This window comes from Microbacterium sp. ER1 (genome assembly GCF_023383675.1).
GTDB lineage: Bacteria > Actinomycetota > Actinomycetes > Actinomycetales > Microbacteriaceae > Microbacterium.
On record NZ_QCXO01000138.1, the window covers coordinates 532,726 to 553,061 of the forward strand.

21 protein-coding genes are annotated in these 20,336 nt (G+C 69.6%); 4 read left to right on the plus strand and 17 right to left on the minus strand.

All coding sequences use genetic code 11. From position 1 onward, the window contains the following. Positions 1-54: 54 nt before the first annotated feature. The 13 genes from BV453_RS15945 to prmC form a co-directional block, all read right to left on the minus strand. Complete coding sequence (locus BV453_RS15945) at positions 55-801, minus strand: YaaA family protein (RefSeq protein ID WP_249522033.1); 747 nt, start codon at positions 799-801, stop codon at positions 55-57. A gap of 75 nt (positions 802-876) precedes the next feature. Beyond that, a complete protein-coding gene (locus BV453_RS15950; RefSeq protein ID WP_025103153.1) occupies positions 877-1,137 on the minus strand; it encodes a F0F1 ATP synthase subunit epsilon in 261 nt (86 codons plus the stop codon). Between the two features lie 2 nt (positions 1,138-1,139). Next, entirely contained in the window at positions 1,140-2,594 is a 1,455-nt protein-coding gene (gene atpD / locus BV453_RS15955) for a F0F1 ATP synthase subunit beta (RefSeq protein ID WP_025103152.1), read from the minus strand. 26 nt (positions 2,595-2,620) lie between these two features. After that, positions 2,621-3,517, minus strand: a complete 897-nt coding sequence (locus BV453_RS15960; protein WP_025103151.1) for a F0F1 ATP synthase subunit gamma — start codon at positions 3,515-3,517, stop codon at positions 2,621-2,623. Between the two features lie 19 nt (positions 3,518-3,536). After that, positions 3,537-5,177 carry a F0F1 ATP synthase subunit alpha gene (gene atpA, locus BV453_RS15965; protein ID WP_062634989.1) on the minus strand — a complete coding sequence of 547 codons (1,641 nt, stop codon included), beginning with the start codon at positions 5,175-5,177 and terminating at the stop codon, positions 3,537-3,539. Between the two features lie 47 nt (positions 5,178-5,224). Then, a complete protein-coding gene (locus BV453_RS15970) occupies positions 5,225-6,016 on the minus strand; it encodes a F0F1 ATP synthase subunit delta (protein WP_249522034.1) in 792 nt (263 codons plus the stop codon). Next, positions 6,016-6,573, minus strand: coding sequence for a F0F1 ATP synthase subunit B (locus BV453_RS15975; RefSeq protein ID WP_025103148.1), 558 nt, complete (start codon positions 6,571-6,573; stop codon positions 6,016-6,018). Before BV453_RS15975 ends, BV453_RS15970 begins: the two co-directional genes overlap by 1 nt. A 27-nt stretch (positions 6,574-6,600) precedes the next feature. After that, complete coding sequence (gene atpE, locus BV453_RS15980; protein ID WP_025103147.1) at positions 6,601-6,837, minus strand: ATP synthase F0 subunit C; 237 nt, start codon at positions 6,835-6,837, stop codon at positions 6,601-6,603. A 43-nt stretch (positions 6,838-6,880) separates the two neighbouring features. Continuing rightward, positions 6,881-7,669 carry a F0F1 ATP synthase subunit A gene (gene atpB, locus BV453_RS15985; RefSeq protein ID WP_036292497.1) on the minus strand — a complete coding sequence of 263 codons (789 nt, stop codon included), beginning with the start codon at positions 7,667-7,669 and terminating at the stop codon, positions 6,881-6,883. Between the two features lie 144 nt (positions 7,670-7,813). Beyond that, complete coding sequence (locus BV453_RS15990) at positions 7,814-8,332, minus strand: hypothetical protein (RefSeq protein WP_025103145.1); 519 nt, start codon at positions 8,330-8,332, stop codon at positions 7,814-7,816. Further along, a complete protein-coding gene (locus BV453_RS15995) occupies positions 8,329-9,501 on the minus strand; it encodes an MraY family glycosyltransferase (protein WP_025103144.1) in 1,173 nt (390 codons plus the stop codon). Before BV453_RS15995 ends, BV453_RS15990 begins: the two co-directional genes overlap by 4 nt. Further along, positions 9,498-10,193: an L-threonylcarbamoyladenylate synthase gene (locus BV453_RS16000; RefSeq protein WP_025103143.1), complete on the minus strand. Its 696-nt coding sequence runs from the start codon at positions 10,191-10,193 to the stop codon at positions 9,498-9,500. The genes BV453_RS15995 and BV453_RS16000 overlap by 4 nt, the downstream gene beginning before the upstream one ends. Positions 10,194-10,245: 52 nt before the next feature. Then, the gene (gene prmC / locus BV453_RS16005; protein WP_025103142.1) at positions 10,246-11,106 is read right to left on the minus strand and encodes a peptide chain release factor N(5)-glutamine methyltransferase; all 861 of its coding nucleotides are present in this window, start codon (positions 11,104-11,106) and stop codon (positions 10,246-10,248) included. A gap of 97 nt (positions 11,107-11,203) precedes the next feature. Between prmC and cysK the strand changes: the two genes are divergently transcribed. Together cysK and epsC are read left to right on the plus strand one after the other, a co-directional pair. Then, on the plus strand, positions 11,204-12,142 hold the full coding sequence (gene cysK, locus BV453_RS16010; protein WP_249522035.1) for a cysteine synthase A: 939 nt from the start codon (positions 11,204-11,206) through the stop codon (positions 12,140-12,142). 8 nt (positions 12,143-12,150) lie between these two features. Continuing rightward, positions 12,151-12,720: a serine O-acetyltransferase EpsC gene (gene epsC, locus BV453_RS16015; RefSeq protein ID WP_025103140.1), complete on the plus strand. Its 570-nt coding sequence runs from the start codon at positions 12,151-12,153 to the stop codon at positions 12,718-12,720. On the opposite strand, the gene BV453_RS16020 is transcribed toward epsC, so the two are convergent. Both BV453_RS16020 and BV453_RS16025 read right to left on the minus strand, forming a co-directional pair. Continuing rightward, on the minus strand, positions 12,708-13,142 hold the full coding sequence (locus BV453_RS16020) for a phage holin family protein (protein ID WP_249522036.1): 435 nt from the start codon (positions 13,140-13,142) through the stop codon (positions 12,708-12,710). The genes epsC and BV453_RS16020 overlap by 13 nt on opposite strands. Positions 13,143-13,173: 31 nt before the next feature. After that, positions 13,174-14,721, minus strand: a complete 1,548-nt coding sequence (locus BV453_RS16025; RefSeq protein WP_249522037.1) for a CitMHS family transporter — start codon at positions 14,719-14,721, stop codon at positions 13,174-13,176. 147 nt (positions 14,722-14,868) lie between these two features. Between BV453_RS16025 and BV453_RS16030 the strand changes: the two genes are divergently transcribed. Further along, positions 14,869-16,512 carry a sensor histidine kinase gene (locus BV453_RS16030; protein ID WP_249522038.1) on the plus strand — a complete coding sequence of 548 codons (1,644 nt, stop codon included), beginning with the start codon at positions 14,869-14,871 and terminating at the stop codon, positions 16,510-16,512. Beyond that, positions 16,509-17,162: a response regulator gene (locus BV453_RS16035; RefSeq protein WP_025103136.1), complete on the plus strand. Its 654-nt coding sequence runs from the start codon at positions 16,509-16,511 to the stop codon at positions 17,160-17,162. The genes BV453_RS16030 and BV453_RS16035 overlap by 4 nt, the downstream gene beginning before the upstream one ends. Before the next feature lie 18 nt (positions 17,163-17,180). On the opposite strand, the gene prfA is transcribed toward BV453_RS16035, so the two are convergent. Both prfA and rho read right to left on the minus strand, forming a co-directional pair. Then, positions 17,181-18,260, minus strand: a complete 1,080-nt coding sequence (gene prfA, locus BV453_RS16040) for a peptide chain release factor 1 (RefSeq protein WP_025103135.1) — start codon at positions 18,258-18,260, stop codon at positions 17,181-17,183. Between the two features lie 8 nt (positions 18,261-18,268). Beyond that, positions 18,269-20,221: a transcription termination factor Rho gene (gene rho, locus BV453_RS16045; RefSeq protein ID WP_062766552.1), complete on the minus strand. Its 1,953-nt coding sequence runs from the start codon at positions 20,219-20,221 to the stop codon at positions 18,269-18,271. Between the last annotated feature and the right edge of the window lie 115 nt (positions 20,222-20,336).

A 20,336-nucleotide genomic window follows, 5' to 3' on the forward strand; every position in this document is an offset into this window, starting at 1 on the left:
GCCCAGGGGGCGGCAACGACCGCCGGAGGCGATTCGCCGGGCTCGGGGCGGGCGTCAGTCGGCGACGACCAGCTCGACCTCGCCGGGCACCTTCCCGTCCCGGAGCACGACGTCATGCGCCTGGGCCCACCGCTGCAGCGCACGGAGAGAGCCGAGCCGCGGACGATCCTCCGCCAGCGCGCGCACGAGCAGCCCCTTGCTCTTCTTGTTGAAGTGGTTCAGGGCTCTCCCCTGCTCCGTGACGACCCGCACGTACGCCGACGACACCGCGCGCGGGACCGGACCGAGCGCTGCGTAGGCCTCGCTGCGCAGATCGAGGACGAACGCGGGGGCGTCGGCCGCGATCGCCGCCGACGTCGGATCGGCCCAGTGACGGCGGAGCGGCGCCACTCCGGGCAGCGCCGTGCCGGCAGCGAGCCGATACGTCGGAACCCCGTCCAGGGCGGCGACGGGACCGAACGGGGCGCTGTGGATCCACACATGGGCATCCAGCCAGCGGCGGGACGCGGTGGACAGCGATCCCGCGTCGAGGGCGTCGAACAGCACCCCGGTGTAGCGGTCCACCGCGGGCATCGTGGGTGCGCTCCGCAGAGCCCTGTTGTGTGCGATGTCTCCTCGCTGCCGTTCGCTGAGCTTGAGCACGCGGCGCGCCGAGTCCTCGTCGTCCGCGAGAGCGATGAGCGCGTCGATCACGGCGTTCCGTTGCGGCGCGAGATCGGGAAGCGCGAGCGCCGACACGTCCAGCGGGCTGCCGTCACCGCCCTCGCGCTTGGTCTCGGACGGCGGGAGCAGGATCTTCATAGGACCTCGGGGAAAAGAGACGCGTCCGCCTCGGCACCCGGGCGGGTGTCGAGGCGGACGCGATGTACAGGACTGTCAGGAGATGAGTGCCGCGTTGCCGGCCACGATCGTCAGGACGTCGCCCTCCATCGAGAGGAATCCGTCCTGCGCGTTCGCCAGCACCTTGGCGCCATCCGTCTGGGTGATCCGGACCTGGCCCTCGGCGAGGATGGCCAGCACCGGCTCGTGACCGGACATGAAGCCGATCTCGCCCTCGACGGTCTTGGCGACCACGAGGCTCGCCTCTCCCGTCCAGACCTCCGCGTCGGCGGAGACGAGGCTGACATGCAGCGCCATGGTCAGGCGTTCTCCTTCTGGATCTGCGCCCAGCGCTCCTCCACGTCGGAGATGCCACCGACGTTGAAGAAGGCCTGCTCGGCGACGTGGTCGAAGTCACCGCGGGTGATCGCATCGAACGACTCGATGGTCTCCTTCAGCGGCACGGTCGAACCCTCGACGCCCGTGAACTTCTTCGCCATGTAGGTGTTCTGCGAGAGGAACTGCTGGATGCGACGTGCACGCGACACGACGATCTTGTCTTCCTCGGAGAGCTCGTCGACACCGAGGATGGCGATGATCTCCTGCAGCTCCTTGTTCTTCTGGAGGATCTGCTTGACCGTGGTGGCCACGCGGTAGTGGTCCTCGCCCAAGTAGCGGGGGTCCATGATGCGCGACGTCGAGGTCAGCGGGTCGATGGCCGGGTACAGACCCTTCGACGCGATCTCACGCGAGAGCTCGGTCGTCGCGTCGAGGTGCGCGAAGGTCGTGGCCGGAGCCGGGTCAGTGTAGTCGTCGGCCGGCACGTAGATCGCCTGCAGGGAGGTGATCGAGTGACCGCGCGTCGAGGTGATGCGCTCCTGGAGGAGGCCCATCTCGTCGGCGAGGTTCGGCTGGTACCCCACGGCGGAGGGCATGCGGCCCAGCAGCGTGGAGACCTCGGAACCGGCCTGCGTGAAGCGGAAGATGTTGTCGATGAAGAGCAGCACGTCCTGCTTCTGCACGTCACGGAAGTACTCCGCCATCGTCAGAGCCGACAGCGCGACGCGCAGACGCGTCCCCGGCGGCTCGTCCATCTGGCCGAAGACGAGGGCGGTCTTGTCGAAGACGCCCGCCTCCTCCATCTCGTGGATGAGGTCGTTGCCCTCACGGGTGCGCTCACCGACACCGGCGAACACCGACACGCCACCGTGGTCCTGCGCGACGCGCTGGATCATCTCCTGGATGAGGACGGTCTTGCCGACGCCGGCACCACCGAAGAGACCGATCTTCCCACCCTGCACGTACGGGGTGAGGAGGTCGATCGACTTGATGCCCGTCTCGAACATCGTGGTCTTCGACTCGAGCTGGTCGAAGTTCGGGGCCTTGCGGTGGATGGGCCAGCGCTCCGTGACCTCGATGGTCTCACCGGGCTCGCCGTTGAGGACCTCGCCGATCACGTTGAAGACCTTGCCCTTGGTGATGTCACCGACGGGGACCGAGATGGCCTCACCGGTGTCACGCACCTCCTGACCGCGGACGATGCCGTCGGTCGGCTTCAGGGCGATGGCGCGGACCAGATCGTCGCCGAGGTGCTGCGCGACCTCGAGCGTGATCTCGGTGGACTCCTCGCCGATCGTGATCGTCGTCTTCAGCGCGTTGTAGATGTCGGGGATCGAGTCGTGCGGGAACTCGATGTCGACAACCGGACCGTTGACGCGGGCGACGCGCCCGACGACCGCGGTCGCCGGCTGCTCAGCCGTGGCGGTGGTGGTCATTTCTTCGTCTCTTTCCTGAGGGTCTGTCAGCTCGATGCGAGAGCGTCGGCGCCACCGACGATCTCGGCGATCTGCTGGGTGATCTCGGCCTGACGCGCGTTGTTGCGCAGGCGGGTGTAGTCGGTGATGAGCTTGTCGGCGTTGTCGCTGGCCGACTTCATCGCCTTCTGCGTCGCGGCCTGCTTGGCGGCGGACGACTGCAGGAGGGCGTTGAAGACGCGGCTCTGGATGTACACCGGCAGGATCGCGTCGAGCACCGTCTCGGCGTCGGGCTCGAACTCGTACAGCGGGTAGACGGTGCTGCCCGCCTCCGAGTCGTCGGCCTCCGCGATCTCCAGCGGCAGCAGGCGCACGGACTCCGGCGACTGCGTCATCATGCTGACGAAGCGGTTGTACACGAGGTGGATCTCGTCGACGCCGCCGTCCTCTCCCCCACGGTTGAAGGCCTCGAGAAGCGTCTGCGAGATCTCCTCCGCCGTGTGGAACGAGGGGGTGTCGGTGTCGCCGGTCCACTCTGCAGCGGCCTCGATACGACGGAACTGGAAGTACCCGACGGCCTTGCGGCCCACGAGGTAGAACACCGGCTCCTTGCCCTGCTCACGCAGGAGCTCCGCGACCTCGAGACCCTCACGGAGGATCTGCGAGTTGAAGGCTCCGGCGAGGCCGCGGTCCGACGAGAAGATCACGACCGCGGAGCGGCGGATCGTCTCGGGCTCGCGGGTGAGCGGGTGGTCGACGTTCGAGTGCGTCGCGACGGCGGACACGGCCCTCGTCACGGCCCGCGCGAAGGGAGTGGACGCCTTGACGCGTGCCATCGCCTTCTGGATGCGCGAAGCCGCGATGAGTTCCATCGCCTTCGTGATCTTCTTGGTCGTCTGAGCAGAAGAGATCTTCTGCTTGTAGACCCTGAGTTGAGCGCCCATGAATCAGTACCTCACGCGATTACGCGCGACGACCCTTGACGATCTTCTCCTGGTTGACGTCCTCGGCCTCGGCCGCAGCGTGCTCCTCGTGACCAGGGGCGCCGATGGCGTGGCCCTTGCCGCCCTGGAACTCCAGGAGGAAGTTGTCGGTCTGCTTGTCGAGCTCGGCGACGGTCGCGTCGTCCAGCACGTTCGTCTCCCGCAGCGTGTCGAGCACCTTGGTGTTGCGACGCAGGTAGTCGAGCAGCTCGCGCTCGAAGCGCAGCACGTCCTCGACCTCGATCGAGTCGAGCTTGCCGTTGGTGCCGGCCCAGATCGAGACGACCTGCTCCTCCACCGGGTACGGCGAGTACTGCGGCTGCTTGAGCAGCTCGGTCAGACGGGCACCGCGCGAGAGCTGACGGCGCGACGCGGCGTCGAGGTCCGACGCGAACATCGCGAACGCCTCGAGCGAGCGGTACTGCGCCAGCTCCAGCTTCAACGTTCCGGAGACCTTCTTGATCGACTTCACCTGGGCGTCACCACCGACACGCGACACCGAGATACCCACGTCGACCGCGGGACGCTGGTTGGCGTTGAAGAGGTCGGACTGCAGGAAGATCTGGCCGTCGGTGATCGAGATCACGTTGGTCGGGATGTACGCCGAGACGTCGTTCGCCTTGGTCTCGATGATCGGGAGACCCGTCATCGAGCCGGCACCGAGCTCGTCGGACAGCTTCGCGCACCGCTCGAGCAGACGCGAGTGCAGGTAGAAGACGTCGCCCGGGTAGGCCTCGCGGCCCGGCGGGCGGCGGAGCAGCAGGGAGACGGCACGGTAGGCCTCGGCCTGCTTCGACAGGTCGTCGAAGATGATCAGGACGTGCTTGCCGCCGTACATCCAGTGCTGGCCGATGGCCGAACCGGTGTACGGAGCGAGGTACTTGAAGCCGGCGGGGTCGGACGCCGGAGCCGCCACGATGGTGGTGTACTCCAGAGCGCCGGCCTCTTCGAGCGCGCCCTTCACCGAAGCGATGGTCGAGCCCTTCTGACCGATGGCGACGTAGATGCAGCGGACCTGCTTGTTGACGTCGCCGGACTCCCAGTTGGCCTTCTGGTTGATGATCGTGTCGATCGCGATGGCCGTCTTGCCGGTCTGACGGTCGCCGATGATGAGCTGGCGCTGGCCGCGGCCAACCGGGATCATCGCGTCGATGGCCTTGATGCCGGTCTGCATCGGCTCGTGGACCGACTTGCGCTGCATGACGCCGGGGGCCTGGAGCTCGAGCTCGCGGACACCCTCGGTCGCGATCGCGCCGAGGCCGTCGATCGGGTTGCCGAGCGGGTCGACCACGCGGCCGAGGTAGCCGTCACCGACCGGGACGGAGAGGACCTCACCCGTGCGGGTGACTTCCTGACCGGCCTCGATGCCGGTGAAGTCGCCGAGGACGACGACGCCGATCTCGTGCTCGTCGAGGTTCAGCGCGAGACCCTTGGTGCCGTCGGCGAAGGTCACGAGCTCGTTCGCCATGACGCCGGGAAGTCCCTCGACGTGAGCGATGCCGTCGGCGGCGTCGATGACGGTGCCGACCTCGGTCGCCGCGGCCCCGGTGGGCTCGTACGCGGCGGCGAAATCCTTCAGCGCGTCACGGATGACGTCGGGGCTGATCGATAGTTCTGCCATTGTCTTCCCTTTGTATCTGGGTGCGCGGTTCCCCGCGCGAAGTCGTGTTAGCCCGCGAGCTTCTGGCGAAGGTCGGCGAGTCGTGCGGAGATGCTGCCGTCGATGACGTCATCGGCGATCTGCACGCGCAGGCCTCCGACGACGCTGGGGTCGATGACGACGTTGAGGGACACCTGGCCGCCGTATCGCTGCGAGAGCGTCTGGCCGAGTCGCGTGCGCTGGGCGTCGCTGAGCTCGGTCGCCGTGTGCACCGTGGCCACGAGGCGGCCGCGCTGGCTCGAGACGATGCGCATCGCCCGGCTCAGCAGCTGCCGCACCCGGCGCTCGCGCGGCTGACGCACGAGGGACGTGACGATGAGGGCCGTCGGAGCGCTGGCGGAGGCGTCGGCGAGGAGACGCTCGACCAGGGCGGCCTTCGCGTCCTCTCCCCCGAGCCGGCTGCCGAGAGCGAGTTCGAGCTCCGGGTTCGCCGCGATCACGCGCGAGAAGCCGAAGAGCTCTCCCTCGATGTCCGCGCCGGGCTCGGCGATGGTCGCCGCCCGGATCGCGAGCTCTTCGAGGCCGTCGATCAGCTCGGACGCGTTCGACCAGCGCTCGGCGACCGCGGTGCGCAGGACGCCCTGCGCTGCGGAGCCGTACTGGCCGAACACCGCGGACACGACGTTCTGCCGGGCCGTGGCCGGAGCCGAGGGGTCAGCCAGCGCGCCGCTCAGCTGAGACGATTCGCCCACGGCCCGCGCGGACGCGAACAGCTCGCGCGCGGTCTCGAGGGTGACGTCCTTCGCTGCGGCAAGCGTCTGAGTGGATGCCGCGAGTGCCTGAGCGGTCGCGCTGCCCATTACTGAGCCGCCTTCTCGGATGCTTCGAGATCGGCGAGGAAGCGGTCGACCACGGCGGCCGCGCGAGCGTCGTCGGAGAGCGTCTCGCCGACCACGCCGCCGGCGAGGTCGAGAGCGAGCGAGCCGACCTCGCTGCGCAGGGAGACGAGAGCCGTCTGGCGCTCGGCCTCGATCTGCGTGTGCGCGGTGGCGGTCAGACGCGCGGCCTCGCTGGCTGCGGTCTCCTTCGCCTCGGCGATGATCTTCTTGCCGTCCTCACGGGCGGCCTCACGGATCTCACCGGCCTCGGTACGCGCCTCGGCGAGCTGCCGGGTGTACTCCTCGAGAGCCGCTTCCGCCTGCTTCTGCGCCTCATCGGCCTTGGCGATGTTGCCCTCGATGGCGGCGGACCGCTCGTCGAGCATCTTCGTCAGACGGGGAAGGGCGACCTTCCACACGACGGCGAGGATGATGAGGAACCAGAAGCCCGACCAGATGATGTCGTACCACGCGGGGATCAGCGGGTTGTTCGCCGCCTCACCCTCAGCCGCGAGGTTCGTGACAAGAGCGTTCAGCATCCTGTCTCCTTCAGAAGTCGGTGGGGATTACGGGAAGGGGATGAATCCGACGGCGATGCCGACGAACGCAAGCGCCTCGGTGAAGGCGATACCGATCCACATGAGGACCTGCAGGCGACCGGCCAGCTCGGGCTGACGGGCGACGCCCTCGATGGTCTTGCCGACCACGATGCCCACACCGATGGCCGGGCCGATGGCCGCGAGGCCGTAGCCGACCGCCGCGAGGTGGCCGTTGATTTCAGCGAGAACCGTAGTTGCGTCCACGGGTTTTTCCTTTCGTTGGGTGGGAGGGCTGTTGCCCGCCCGCTCAGTGCTCTTCTGCGACCGCGAGCTGGATGTAGACCGCGGTGAGGACGGTGAAGACGTATGCCTGCAGGACGGCCACCAGGATCTCGAAGAGAGTGAAGGCGCCACCGAAGGCGAGGGTTCCGATACCGAGGGCGGCCCAGCCGCCACCCGCGGTGAAGAAGAAGAACTGGGTCGCTGCGAAGCAGAGGACCAGGATCATGTGGCCGACGACGAGGTTCATCAGCAGTCGCAGGGTGAGGGTCACCGGGCGGATGATGAACGTCGAGATGAGCTCGATCGGCGTGACGATGAAGTAGACCGGCCACGGCACGCCCGACGGGAAGAGGGCGTTCTTGAAGAAGTTCTTCGGGCTCTTCTTGATGCCGGCGTAGATGAACGTGACGTAGCTGACCACGGCGAGCGTGAGCGGCACCGCGATGATCGCCGTTCCCGGCATGTTCAGGAACGGGATGATGCCCGTGATGTTCATGAACAGCACCATGAAGAAGATCGTGGTGAGGATCGGCAGGAACCGGTCGCCGTCCTTGCGGCCCAACAGGTCGTGGGCGATGCCGCCGCGGACGAAGCCGAGGCCCATCTCGACGAGGCTCTGGAACCGGCCGGGCACGACCTTCATGCGGCGGGTGCCGAGCCAGAGGATCAGGACGACGGCGATCACCGAGAGCAACTGGATCAGGTGGATCCGGTTGACCGGGATGGGTCCGACGTGGAAGAGGATCTCCGGGAAGAACTCATCGATCGAAGGGCCGTGGAACTCGCCATCAGAGGACGCGAGTCGGGGGGTCAGGGTCGCAGCAAGATTAAACAGCGCGGGCTCCAGCTTCGGGGCACCGGTCAGAACCGGGGCGACGATGGTCGGTGTGCTACACAGCGCAAGCGCTCGCGGGCGAGCGGCGGGCACTCCTCAACACTATCAGAATCCAAGGGTGCCCTAAGACCGCGGGGCCGTGTCCGCCGGGCCGTCCGGGGCATCGTTCGCTGCTCCCGGGGCGCGGTCCTCCGGCACCTCGGTGGGCAGCGTGGTGTCGCTGACGTTCGGCAGGCGCATCTGGGTCAGGACGACCACGTCGATGATCAGCGACATGAGCACGCCCGCCACGATCGACAGGAAGAACACCATCGGCTCGATCCACGGCTGTCCCGCGAGCAGGATCATCACGACGACGAAGACGCCGAGCTTCAGCAGCCAGCCGCCGAGCACGATCGCGAAGAAGAGCTGCACATAGAGCGGGTCGCCGTACCACCGGTTCGCGATGAGGATGCTCAGCCCGGTGATGCCGAGGAAGAGCGCAGCGAGGAGCACGCCGAGCAGTCCGCTGATCAGCCCCTCCCCCTGCGCGACGGCGAATCCGATGCCGCCGGCGACGAGGGCGAGCACGACGGTGGCCACGGCCGACCAGATGAGCGTGCGACGCAGGATCGGGGTGCTGGAAACGGGGCTCGGGCTCATCGGGGCTCCAGAGGGATCGGGTCGGGCGCGGCGCCCGCGGCGGTCTTGCGTCGGCGGGTGGGACTCAGGGTGATGACGAGGCACGCGGCGATGCCGACGACGCCGAACACGACGCCGGGGATGTACTGGCCCGGCCAGTCCTCCCTGGCGCCGACGTACATCAGGAGGACGGCGAGCGAGATGACGGCCGTCCAGGCGTAGAAGATGAGGACGGCGTCGCGGTCGCGGTGACCGAGGTCCAGCATCCGGTGGTGCAGGTGCTTGCGGTCCGGGGAGAACGGCGAGCGGCCGGCGCTCATCCGGCGCAGCACGGCGAGCCCGAAGTCCAGGAGCGGCAGGAGCACGACGAGCAGCGGAAGCAGGATGGGCAGGAAGGCACCGATCAGCTGCGAGCGTCCGAGGCGCTCCGGGTCCAGCGCCGAGGGGTCCATCTGTCCGGTGATCGCGATGGCCGACGTCGCCATGAGCAGGCCGATGACGAGCGCACCGGAGTCGCCCATGAACAGCTTCGCCGGGCTCCAGTTCAACGGCAGGAACCCGAGGCACGCCCCGATGAGGACCGCGGCGAGGAACGTGGAGAGGTTGAAGTAGCTCGAGGCACCGGAGTCGCGCGTGAAGATGTACGAGTAGGCGAAGAACACCCCGTTGGAGATCAGGCAGACGCCGGCGACGAGACCGTCGAGGCCGTCGATGAAGTTGACGGCGTTCATGACGATCACGATCGCGAACATCGTGATCGTGATGCTCAGCCAGCTCGACACCACGATGAGGTCGCCGAACGGCAGGGAGAGGATCTGCAGGCCGCCACCCACGGTGATGATGCCCGCGGCGAGGAACTGCGCGCCGAGCTTGATCATCCAATCGATGTCCCAGAGGTCGTCCATGACCCCGATCACGGCGATGAGGAGGGCGGCCGCGAGGATGGACCACATGGTCTGCGGGGGCGTCCAGATGCTCTGGAAGAAGGGGTTGGCCGCCGAGATCGCGAAGGCGGCCACGATGCCGAAGAAGATCGCGACGCCGCCGAGGCGGGGCGTCGGCGTGGTGTGCACGTCGCGCTCGCGGATGCCGGGATACAGCTTGAAGCGCAGGCTCAACCGCCACACCGCCCACGTCAGCACGAAGGTGATCGCGGCGGTGACGATGATCGTGAAGAGGTACTGCTTCACGAATCCCCGTCCTGCGGCTCCGGCTCGAGCAGATCGCCCAGGACCTCGCGCAGCTGCTCTCTCGTCACCACGCCGTCCCGCAGGACCCGGACCACGCCCGGCTCGGCGTCGGAGGCGCGGCGGACGAGCGAGGTGGCGTCGATGATCGTGGACGCGACGCCGTTCCTGCTCATGCCGTCGTCCAGATACACGGCGACGCTGTCGCCCAGCATCTTCTCGGCGTCGAGCGCGGAGATCGCCGCCGCCTTCCCGGTGAGGTTGGCGCTGGACACCGCGAGCGGCCCGGTCTCGGCCAGCAGTTCGAGAACCACGCGCCCCTCGGGCATGCGCACGGCCACGGTCCCCCTGGTCTCCCCCAGGTCCCACACCAGCGAGGGCTGCGCGGGAAGGACGATCGTGAGGCCGCCGGGCCAGAACGCGTCGACGAGGCGCTGGACCGGCTCCGGGACCTCCTCCGCGAGGGCCGTCAGCGTCTCCTTCGTGCCGACGAGAACGGGCGGCGGCTGATTGCGGCCGCGCCCCTTGGCATCCAGGAGGCGCTGCACCGCGGGCGGCGAGAAGGCGTCGGCGGCGACGCCGTAGACGGTGTCGGTGGGGATGACGATGAGGTCGCCGCGGCCGATCGCCTGACGCGCGTTGCGCATCCCGGCGAGCAGCTGCGCCTCGTCGCTGCAGTCGAAGATGGGGGACATGACGGTTCGATTCTACGCGGGGCGGGTTCGGGACGAGCTCGACGTCTGCTGATCAGGGACGCACGGCGGTGGTGGCGCGATCGCGCAGCGTCAGATCGCGATGGGTGGCCGCGGCCCGCCAGCCGTCCGCCGCGAGCAGCTCCCGGATCGGAGCGCCCTGCAGCTCACCGTGCTCGATCACCAGCGTCCCCCCGGGCCGGAGCAGTCGCAGTGCGCGCGTGCTGAGGACGCGGACGACGTCGAGACCGTCCTCTCCGCCGTAGAGGGCCAGCGCCGGATCGAACAGCCGGACCTCCGGATCGCGGGGGATCGCCTGCGCCGGCACGTACGGCGGGTTGGAGATGACGACGCTCGCGGTGCCGTCGAGCTCGGGGAACGCGTCTGCCAGGTCCGAGAGCACGAGGGTGAGGTTCTCGACGCCCGCGACGTTGCGTCGGGCCCAGGCGTGCGCCTCCGGAGAGAGCTCAGCGGCGTACACCCGGGCGTGCGGCACCTCGGTGGCCATCGCGAGCGCGATCGCGCCGCTGCCGGTGCCGAGGTCGACCCCGATCGGTGACGGCTCCCCCGAACCCAGGAGAGCGTCGATCGCGTACTGCACCACCGTCTCCGTCTCGGGACGCGGGACGAAGACGCCAGGGCCGACCGCGAGCTCCAGGTGCCGGAACGGCGCAGTTCCGGTGAGGTGCTGCAACGGCTCCCTGCGCGCGCGGCGGTCGACGAGGGCGTCCAGCGCCGCCGCGTCGTCATCGGTGAGCCGGTCGCCGCGGATCACCGCCGCCTGCACCTCTCCCCTGCGCTGTCCGCGGACGTGTCCGGCGAGCAGCTCCGCATCGACGAGGGGGTCGGGCACGCCGGCGTCGGCGAGACGCTGCGCCGCGGCGCGCACGGCGGCGGCGAGGGAGAGGTCGGGCATGGCTCCAGCGTAGAGTGCGCGACCGTCACAATGCCCCGTCCCCCATCGCGCTCGCCTAGGCTGGATCGGCAGCGCACCCGCACAGGAAGGCTCCCCCATGTCCGGCATCCACCCCGACATCACCACCGCTTTCGGGAACACCCCGCTCGTCCGCCTCAACCGCGTGACCGAGGGCCTCGGCGCCACCGTGCTCGCGAAGCTCGAGTACTACAACCCGGCGTCCAGCGTGAAGGACCGCATCGGCATCGCCATGATCAACGCCGCCGAGGCCGCCGGTGAGCTCGCCCCCGGCGGGACGATCGTGGAGTCGACGAGCGGCAACACCGGCATCGCCCTCGCCATGGTGGGCGCCGCGCGCGGCTACCGCGTCATCCTCACGATGCCCGCCTCGATGTCGAAGGAGCGCCGCGTGCTGCTCAAGGCGTTCGGCGCGGAGATCGTCCTCACCGACCCCACGAAGGGCATGAAGGGGGCGATCGAGGAGGTCAAGCGCATCGTCGACGAGACCCCGGGCGCCATCTGGATCCGCCAGTTCGAGAACGCGGCGAACCCGCAGATCCACCGCGAGACCACGGCGCAGGAGATCCTGCGCGACACCGACGGCGCGGTCGACATCTTCATCGCCGGCGTGGGCACGGGCGGCACGGTCACCGGCACCGGCCAGGCCCTGAAGGCGGCGAAGCCCGAGGTCCAGGTCATCGCCGTCGAACCCAAGGACTCCCCCGTCCTGACCGAAGGGCACCCCGGACCGCAGAAGATTCAGGGCATCGGCCCGAACTTCGTGCCCGACGTGCTCGACCGCGAGGTGCTCGACGAGATCATCACGGCGGAGTTCGAGGACTCGCTGCGCGTGGCCCGCGCGCTCGCGGCGAAGGAGGGTCTGCTGGTCGGCATGTCCTCCGGTGCCGCCGTCTCGGCCGCGCTGACCGTCGCCGCGCGCCCGGAGAACGCCGGCAAGACCATCGTCGTGATCATCCCGGACACCGGCGAGCGGTACCTCTCCACCGCCCTGTTCGAGGATCTGCGCGAGGACTGAAGTCGTCGATGGGCATGATCGGGCGAATGCGCGAGGACATCGCCGCCGCGCGCCTTCGCGACCCGGCCGCGCGCACCGCGGTCGAGGTCGCGCTGCTCTACCCGGGGCTGCACGCCATCTGGGCGCACCGCATCTCGCACGCGCTGTGGCGGCGGCGCCTCCGGCTCCTCGCCCGCACCGGGTCGCAGGTCGCCCGGTGGCTGACGGGCGTCGAGATCCATCCCGGCGCCCGGATCGGCCGACGCTTCTTCATCGATCACGGCATGGGCGTCGTCATCGGCGAGACGGCGGAGATCGGCGATGACGTGCTGATGTACCACGGTGTGACCCTCGGCGGGCGGACCAGGGACGTCGGCAAGCGGCACCCCACCCTGCAGGACGGCGTGGCCGTGGGCGCGGGGGCGAAGATCCTCGGCCCCGTCACGGTCGGAGCCCGTTCGGTGGTGGGCGCCAACGCCGTGGTCACCAAGGACGCCCCCGCCGACAGCGTGCTCGTGGGTGTGCCGGCGAAGCCGCGTCAGCGGACCGCCGGTGAGGACACCAGGGCTCTGCTGACCGCCCCGGACTACTCCATCTGACGCGCAGCCCTTCGACCCGAGCGACGGCCGGTGCGGCCCTCCATCCGGCGCCGCAGGAAGATGAGCGGCAGCAGCACGCTGCCGAGCGCCGTCACGAGCCAGACGATGACGGCGCCCAGCAGCCACCCGGTCAGGTCGACGATGCGCAGGCCCCCGATGGGAAGCAGCACGACGACCATGAGGGCGATGAGCGTGGAGAAGATCCCGATGCCGCCCATGAGCACGGGCGCATAGCGGTCGGCGAGCCTGCTGACCCACGGCGACAGAACGCTCTGCAGCACGGCGAACACGACGATGCACACGACGAACCCCCACCACTGGTCCCACTGGATCTGGAAACCGTCGAGGAGGAGGTCCGCCGCCAGCAGACCGAGGCCGGCCGACACGAGGTACATCAGGCCGCGATACAGGAGTGTGATCACGGGGCGAGCCTAGCGCGGCACCGGGGCGCGGTCATTGCGCGACGAAGAACGGGACGGCACCGACCAGGATGCCGATCCCCAGCATCACGAGCGACACGATGACCGCGCGCCACAGCACCTTGCGATGGTGGTCTCCGAGGTTCACCCCGGCGAGGGAGACGAGCAGCAGGATCGCGGGCACGAGCGGGCTCTGCAGATGCACCGGCTGCCCGGTGATCGAGGCCCTGGCCATCTCGACCGGATCGATGCCGAAGTTCGCCGCGCTCTGGGCGAGCACGGGGAGGATCCCGAAGTAGAAGGCGTCGTTCGACATGAAGAACGTGAACGGGATGGACAGCACGCCCGTGATCGGGGCGAGGAACGGGCCGAGTGCGGGCGGCAGCACGTTCGTGATCCACGTCGCCATCGCGTCGACCATGCCGGTGCCGGAGAGGACCCCCACGAGGACGCCGGCGGCGATGACCATCGACACGACACCGACGATGCTCGGGGCGTGCGCGACGATCTCCGCCGCCTGGTCCTTGATGCCGCGGAAGTTGACGACGAGCGCGATGCCCGCGCCGACCATGAACACGTAGGGCAGCGGAAGGATGTCGATCACCAGGAGCACCATGACCGCGACGGTCAGGAGGAGGTTGAACCAGATCAGCCGCGGACGCAGGGTCGGGCGGGCGGGATCCAGCATGGTGTCGGCCATCGCCGTGTCCGCGGGGTCGACGCTCCCGGCGGCGACCGGAGCGTGTCCGCCGGCGACGACGACGAGGTTGCCGGTGCGCAGCGAGGCACGAGCGCCCGGCTTGAGCTCGGCGCCGCGGAAGATCCGGGGCACCGAGGAGAGGACGCCGCCGTCGGCTCCGGTGAGCCGGCCGTCCGCGTCGATCCGCCCCAGACGCCGCCGCTCCCCCAGCCCGAGGAGCCAGGCGAAGCCGAGCGTCACGACGATGCCTGCGCCGAGGGCGGGGAGCATCGGCACGAAGATCTCCGTCGGCTGGACACCGAGCGCGGTCGCGGCGCGCACGGTCGGGCCGCCCCACGGGACGATGTTGAGCGTGCCGTTCATGAGGCCGGCGACACAGGTGAGGACGACGGGGCTCATGCCGAGGCGGAGGTAGATGGGCAGCATCGCGGAGGTCGTGATGATGAAGGTCGTCGAGCCGTCGCCGTCGAGGGACACCGCGCCCGCGAGGATCGCCGTCCCGAGCACCACCTTCGCGGGGTCGTCGCCGAGCACCCGCGTGATCAGCCGGATGAGGGGATCGAAGAGGCCGACGTCGATCATGATGCCGAAGAACATGATCGCGAACATCAGCAGCGCGGCCGTGGGCGCCATGGTGCCGATCGAGTAGAGGATCATGTCGCCGAGCCCGAGCCCTGCTCCCGCGAAGAGCCCGAAGGCGGTCGGCACGAGGATCAGGGCCACCATCGGGGTGAGGCGCTTGGTCATGATCAGCGTCATGAACACGAGGACCATCGTGAAGCCGAGGATGACGAGCACACCCTCCGGCGGCACGAAGGCCACGTCGTAGGTCGGTGCCTCCTCCTCGGCGGCAGCGATCAGCGCGGTCGATGCGTGGAACATGCGTGACTCCTTCGTCGTCGCTCCGTCATCGCTGACGGATCCTGACGAGGCTAGGGAATCCGGAGACGCCGAGCGCGGTATGCCGCATAACCGCGCCTTGTGCGCGTACCGTGACTTCTGCGCATATTGCGCGTCGAGGAGGTGTCGATGTCCCCGCGGAGACGGGTCCGGTTCGCGACCCGCGCGCTGCTGCTGCACCTCGCCGCCGTCGCCCTCGTCGTGACGCTGTGCACGGGCGTGTACCTCGCCCTCGCGGTCCAGCAGCTGCGCGCCGAGGCGGAGTCGACCGCGCTCGGCATCGCGAGGACCTTGGCCGAGGACGCGCAGGTGCGGGCGGCGGTCGCCGCCATCTCCGCGTCGGACGACGAGCCGGACGCGGAGGCGCTGCGCGACGGAGACCTGCAGCAGATCGCCACCGACGTCATGGCCCGCACCGGGGCCCTGTTCGTCGTCATCACGGACGATGAAGGCATCCGACTCGCCCATCCGCTGCCCTCGCGGATCGGCGAGGTCGTGAGCACCCCGTTCGCCGCGGTGCTGGCGGGACGCGAGGTGGTCGACTGGCAGACCGGCACGCTCGGCGAGTCCGCCCGCGCGAAGGTGCCGGTGCGCGACGACTCCGGCACGCCGGTCGGCGAGATCAGCGTCGGGTTCGAGCGCAACGGCGTCTTCGACGACCTGCCGCCGCTGCTCGCCGCTCTCGGTCTGACCGCCGCCGGCGCGCTCGCCCTCGCCCTCCTGACCTTCCTCCTCCTGCGCCGGCGCTGGGAACGGTTGACCATCGGCGTGCAGCCCGAGGAGCTGGTCGCCCTCGTGCAGAATCAGACGGCGGTGCTCGACGGCGTCGGCGACGGCGTGCTCGCGGTCGATCAGGACGGCGTCGTGCGCGTGAGCAATGCCGCGGCGGACCGGCTTCTCGGGCTCCACGATCCGGTCGGCCGCACCGTGGACGCGCTTCCCCTCCCCCCTGTCGTGCGCGACACCGCCACCGGGGCTCGCGACCGCGCGGAGGCCGTCGTGGGCGACCGGATGCTGTACCTCGAGTCGCGCGCGGTGCGACGCGACGGGCGCGCGCTCGGCGATGTGCTGATCGTGCGCGACCGCACCGACCTCATCGCCCTGACCGAGCGACTGGAGGCCGTCCGGACGATGACCTCCGCGCTGCGTGTCCAACGCCACGAGTTCGCGAACCGCCTCCATGTGGCCGCGGGCCTCATCGACGCCGGTCGCGTCGACGACGCCAGGGCGTTCCTCGACGAGCTGGTGAGCCGCGGTCCGGTGGCGTTCCCCGTCACCGGACTCGACCTCGTGGGCGACTCGTTCCTGCACGCCTTCCTCGGAGCCAAGGGCGTCGAGGCCGCCGAACGGTGCGTCGCCCTGCGGATCGCGGCGGACACCCAGGTGATCGGCACCGTCCGTCGAGCGGAGGACGTGGCCAGCGTGCTCGGCAACCTCGTGGACAACGCGGTCGTGGCCGCCGTCGCGGGCGCGCGGGAGCCGCGGTGGGTGGAGGTCTCGGTGCTGAGCGACGGTGACGCGCTCGTCGTCACGGTGGCCGACTCCGGCGAGGGGCTCCGCCCGTCCGACCCCCGGCCGCACGCCGACGACGGGAGCGCGGACTCCGTGCACGGACACGGCATCGGACTGCCGCTCGCGACGGAGATCGCCCGCCGCAGCGGCGGCGACCTCTGGATCATCGACTCCGGCGGTCCCGATCACGGCGCGGTCTTCGCCGCCCGGCTCGGGGATGCCGTCGACCCCGCTCCGCGTGTCCCGAAGGAGGACCGATGACCGAACCGCTGCGCGCGCTCATCCTCGACGACGACTTCCGGGTGGCTGACCTGCACCGGACGATCGTGGACGATCAGCCCGGATACACCGTGACCGGGACCGCGCGGTCCTGCGCCGAGGCGCGCGACCTCGTGCGCTCGACACGCCCCGACCTCCTGCTCGCCGACGTCTACCTCCCCGACGGGGACGGCATCGGACTCGTCCGCGAGCTCGGGGTCGACGCGATCCTCATCTCCGCCGCGGACGACGCGCCCACCGTGCGCCGCGCACTGCGAGCCGGCGCCGTGGGCTACCTCGTGAAGCCTTTCGACCGACGTGCTCTCACGGGACTCCTCGACCGGTACACCCGCTACCGCAACCTGCTCGCGGGTGATCGGCCCGTCACGCAGGAGGACGTGGACCGCGCGCTGGCGATCCTGCACGGCGGCGGCGAGCCGGTCTCCCTGTCGCGCTCGGCCACCGAGCAGCGCGTGCTCGCGGCGCTCGGCGACGGCGAGGCTTCAGCGGCGGAGGTCGCCGAGCGGGTCGGCATCTCCCGGGCCACGGCGCAACGGCACCTCGCGGCTCTCGCCACACGGACCATCGTCGAGGTGCGCTTGCGCTACGGGTCGACCGGGCGTCCCGAGCACCGGTACGCCGCGCGCACCTGACGCCGTCGCGGCGGCCGCTCAGCCCTCGGAGCCGACGGCGGCCAGACGGGCCTCTTCGTCGGCGGCGATGGCGCTCTCGATGATGGGGTCGAGCGCGCCGTCCATGACCTGATCGAGGTTGTACGCCTTGAACCCGGTGCGGTGATCCGCGATCCGGTTCTCGGGGAAGTTGTAGGTGCGGATGCGCTCCGAGCGGTCCATGCCGCGGATCTGCGACTTGCGCGCGTCCGAGGCGGCCGCATCGAGCTCCTCCTGCTGCTTGGCCAGCAGCCGGGCACGCAGCACCCGCATCGCCGCCTCGCGGTTCTGCAGCTGCGACTTCTCGTTCTGCATCGACACGACGATCCCGGTGGGCACGTGCGTGATGCGGACAGCGGAGTCGGTGGTGTTCACCGACTGTCCGCCGGGGCCCGACGAGCGGAACACGTCGATCTTCAGATCGTTCTGATCGATCTGGATCTCCTCGGGCTCGTCCACCTCGGGGAACACGAGCACGCCGGTCGTGGAGGTGTGGATGCGGCCCTGCGACTCCGTGGCGGGAACCCGCTGCACGCGGTGCACGCCGCCCTCGTACTTCAGATGCGCCCAGACACCCTGTGCGGGGTCGGACGAGGAACCCTTGATGGCGACCTGGACGTCCTTGTAGCCGCCGAGGTCGGACTCGTTGCGCTCGAGCAGCTCGGTCTTCCACCCCTTCGACGCGGCGTACTGCACGTACATGCGCAGCAGATCCGCGGCGAACAGGGCCGACTCCGCGCCGCCCTCCCCCGCCTTGATCTCCATGATCACGTCGCGGGCGTCGTCCGGGTCGCGCGGGATGAGGAGGCGCCGCAGGCGCTCCTGCGCCGCCTGCACGCCCTCTTCGAGGGCGGGGACCTCCGCGGCGAAGGCCTCGTCCTCACGGGCCAGTTCCCGCGCCGCCTCGAGATCGTCGACGGCAGCCGTCCACGCCTCATGCGCCGCCACGATGCGCGACAGCTCGGCATACCGACGGTTCACGCGCTTGGCGCGAGCCGCGTCGGCGTGCACCGCCGGGTCGGAGAGCTCCTCCTGGACCCGGCGATGCTCGTCGATCAGAGTCTGGACGGACTCGAACACGTCGGTCCTCAGCGGATGTTGTTGTCGTGCCCGTGAGCGCCCGAGGGCAGCGTCGGGATGGACTTCTGCATCTGCACGAGGAACTCCACGTTGGAGTGGGTCTCCTTCAGCTTGCCGAGCACGACCTCCAGGGCCTGCTGCGGGTCGAGGCCGGCGAGAGCACGGCGCAGCTTCCAGGTGATCTTGACCTCGTCGGCCGAGAGCAGCATCTCCTCGCGGCGGGTGCTGGACGCGTTGACGTCGACCGCCGGGAAGATCCGCTTGTCGGCCAGCTGACGCGACAGCCGCAGCTCGCTGTTGCCGGTGCCCTTGAACTCCTCGAAGATGACCTCGTCCATCTTGGAACCGGTCTCGACGAGCGCGGTGGCGAGGATCGTGAGGGATCCGCCGTTCTCGATGTTGCGCGCGGCACCGAAGAAGCGCTTCGGCGGGTAGAGCGCGGACGCGTCGACGCCGCCGGTGAGCACGCGGCCGGACGCCGGAGCGGCCAGGTTGTACGCGCGCCCGAGGCGGGTGATCGAGTCGAGCAGCACGACCACGTCGCGGCCCAGCTCGACGAGGCGCTTGGCCCGCTCGATCGCGAGCTCGGCGACCGTCGTGTGGTCCTCCGCGGGGCGGTCGAAGGTGGAGGCGATGACCTCGCCCTTCACGGTGCGCTCCATGTCGGTGACCTCTTCGGGGCGCTCGTCGACGAGCACGACCATGAGGTGGACCTCGGGGTTGTTCTGCGCGATCGCGTTGGCGATCTGCTGCAGGACGATCGTCTTGCCGGCCTTGGGCGGTGCGACGATGAGGCCGCGCTGGCCCTTGCCGATCGGCGCGACGAGGTCGATGATCCGCTGCGTGAGCTTCTCCGGAGCCGTCTCCAGCCGCAGACGCTCCTGCGGGTAGAGCGGGGTGAGCTTGCCGAACTCCACGCGGGTGGCCGCATCGTCGACCGAGAGGCCGTTGATCGAGTCGACCTTGACCAGGGCGTTGTACTTCTGCCGACCCTGCTGCTCGCCCTCGCGCGGCTGCTTGATGGAGCCGACGACGGCGTCGCCCTTGCGGAGGTTGTACTTCTTGACCTGGCCGAGCGAGACGTAGACGTCGCTCGGGCCGGCCAGGTAACCGGTGGTGCGCACGAAGGCGTAGTTGTCGAGCACGTCGAGGATGCCGGCGATCGGGATGAGGACGTCGTCCTCGGTGATCTCCGTCTCGAACTCGTCGACCTGGCCGCCGCTGCGACGCTTGTTGCGCTGACGGTTGCGGCCGTTGCCGTTACCCGACTGGTCGTCGTCGGCCGGCGCGTTCTGCGCCTGCTCCTGACCGCCGCCCTGGCCACGGCCACGGTTGCGGTTGCGGTTGCGGCTGCGGCCCCGACCGCCCTGCTCCTCGCCGTTGTCGGCCTCGCCGGACGAGTCCTTCGAGGGAGCGTCCGCCTCGGCCTCGTTCTTCGCGGCAGCGCCGTCGTTCTTCGACTCGCTCTTCGCCGCGTCGTTCTTGGCGCGGCCGCCCTGGGCGGTGCCCGCGTCGGCGGTCTCCGCCGCGCTGTCGGCCGGTGCGGCCTCGGCCTTCTCGGTCTTCGCCTCCGAGGCCTCGGCATCCGCCTTCTTCGTGCGACGGCCGCGGGCGGACTTGGGGGCCTCGGCGGGCGCCTCGGTGGTCTCGGCAGCCGGTGCCGCTTCGGCCGGTGCGGCCTCGGCCGGAGCCTCGGCGTCCGCCTTCTTCGCCCGCGTGCGGCGCGGAGCCTTCGCCTTCGGGGCCGCCTCCGCCGCCTCGGCGGAGTCGCCGGCAGCCGCAGGGGCCTCCGCCGAGCCGGACTCCTCCGCGGCCTTGGCCGCCTTGGCCGCAGCCGTAGCGGTGTTCGCCCGACGCGGTGCGCGCTTCTTGGCCGGAGCGGATTCGGTCGCCTGCTCGGCGACGGGGGCATCGGCGGTCGGAGCCGCCTGATCGTTCTGGGTCTCGGAGAGGTTCTCCACGAGTACTCCCTTATAGGTCATGGGAAATGAGCGTGAACGCGCACAACGGGTGCTGCGCACGATCGCACGGGCTGACGCTCGGCGTCAGCCAGCCTCGGCACTTGGGCCTCAGGGG

Coding starts and splice junctions, on each gene's coding strand:
- BV453_RS15945 (WP_249522033.1), bottom strand. CDS start 801: ATGAAGATCCTGCTCCCGCCGTCCGAGACCAAGCGCGAGGGCGGTGAC.
- BV453_RS15950 (WP_025103153.1), bottom strand. CDS start 1,137: ATGGCGCTGCATGTCAGCCTCGTCTCCGCCGACGCGGAGGTCTGGACG.
- atpD (WP_025103152.1), bottom strand. CDS start 2,594: ATGACCACCACCGCCACGGCTGAGCAGCCGGCGACCGCGGTCGTCGGG.
- BV453_RS15960 (WP_025103151.1), bottom strand. CDS start 3,517: ATGGGCGCTCAACTCAGGGTCTACAAGCAGAAGATCTCTTCTGCTCAG.
- atpA (WP_062634989.1), bottom strand. CDS start 5,177: ATGGCAGAACTATCGATCAGCCCCGACGTCATCCGTGACGCGCTGAAG.
- BV453_RS15970 (WP_249522034.1), bottom strand. CDS start 6,016: ATGGGCAGCGCGACCGCTCAGGCACTCGCGGCATCCACTCAGACGCTT.
- BV453_RS15975 (WP_025103148.1), bottom strand. CDS start 6,573: ATGCTGAACGCTCTTGTCACGAACCTCGCGGCTGAGGGTGAGGCGGCG.
- BV453_RS15990 (WP_025103145.1), bottom strand. CDS start 8,332: ATGAGCCCGAGCCCCGTTTCCAGCACCCCGATCCTGCGTCGCACGCTC.
- BV453_RS16000 (WP_025103143.1), bottom strand. CDS start 10,193: ATGTCCCCCATCTTCGACTGCAGCGACGAGGCGCAGCTGCTCGCCGGG.
- prmC (WP_025103142.1), bottom strand. CDS start 11,106: ATGCCCGACCTCTCCCTCGCCGCCGCCGTGCGCGCCGCGGCGCAGCGT.
- cysK (WP_249522035.1), top strand. CDS start 11,204: ATGTCCGGCATCCACCCCGACATCACCACCGCTTTCGGGAACACCCCG.
- epsC (WP_025103140.1), top strand. CDS start 12,151: ATGGGCATGATCGGGCGAATGCGCGAGGACATCGCCGCCGCGCGCCTT.
- BV453_RS16025 (WP_249522037.1), bottom strand. CDS start 14,721: ATGTTCCACGCATCGACCGCGCTGATCGCTGCCGCCGAGGAGGAGGCA.
- BV453_RS16030 (WP_249522038.1), top strand. CDS start 14,869: ATGTCCCCGCGGAGACGGGTCCGGTTCGCGACCCGCGCGCTGCTGCTG.
- BV453_RS16035 (WP_025103136.1), top strand. CDS start 16,509: ATGACCGAACCGCTGCGCGCGCTCATCCTCGACGACGACTTCCGGGTG.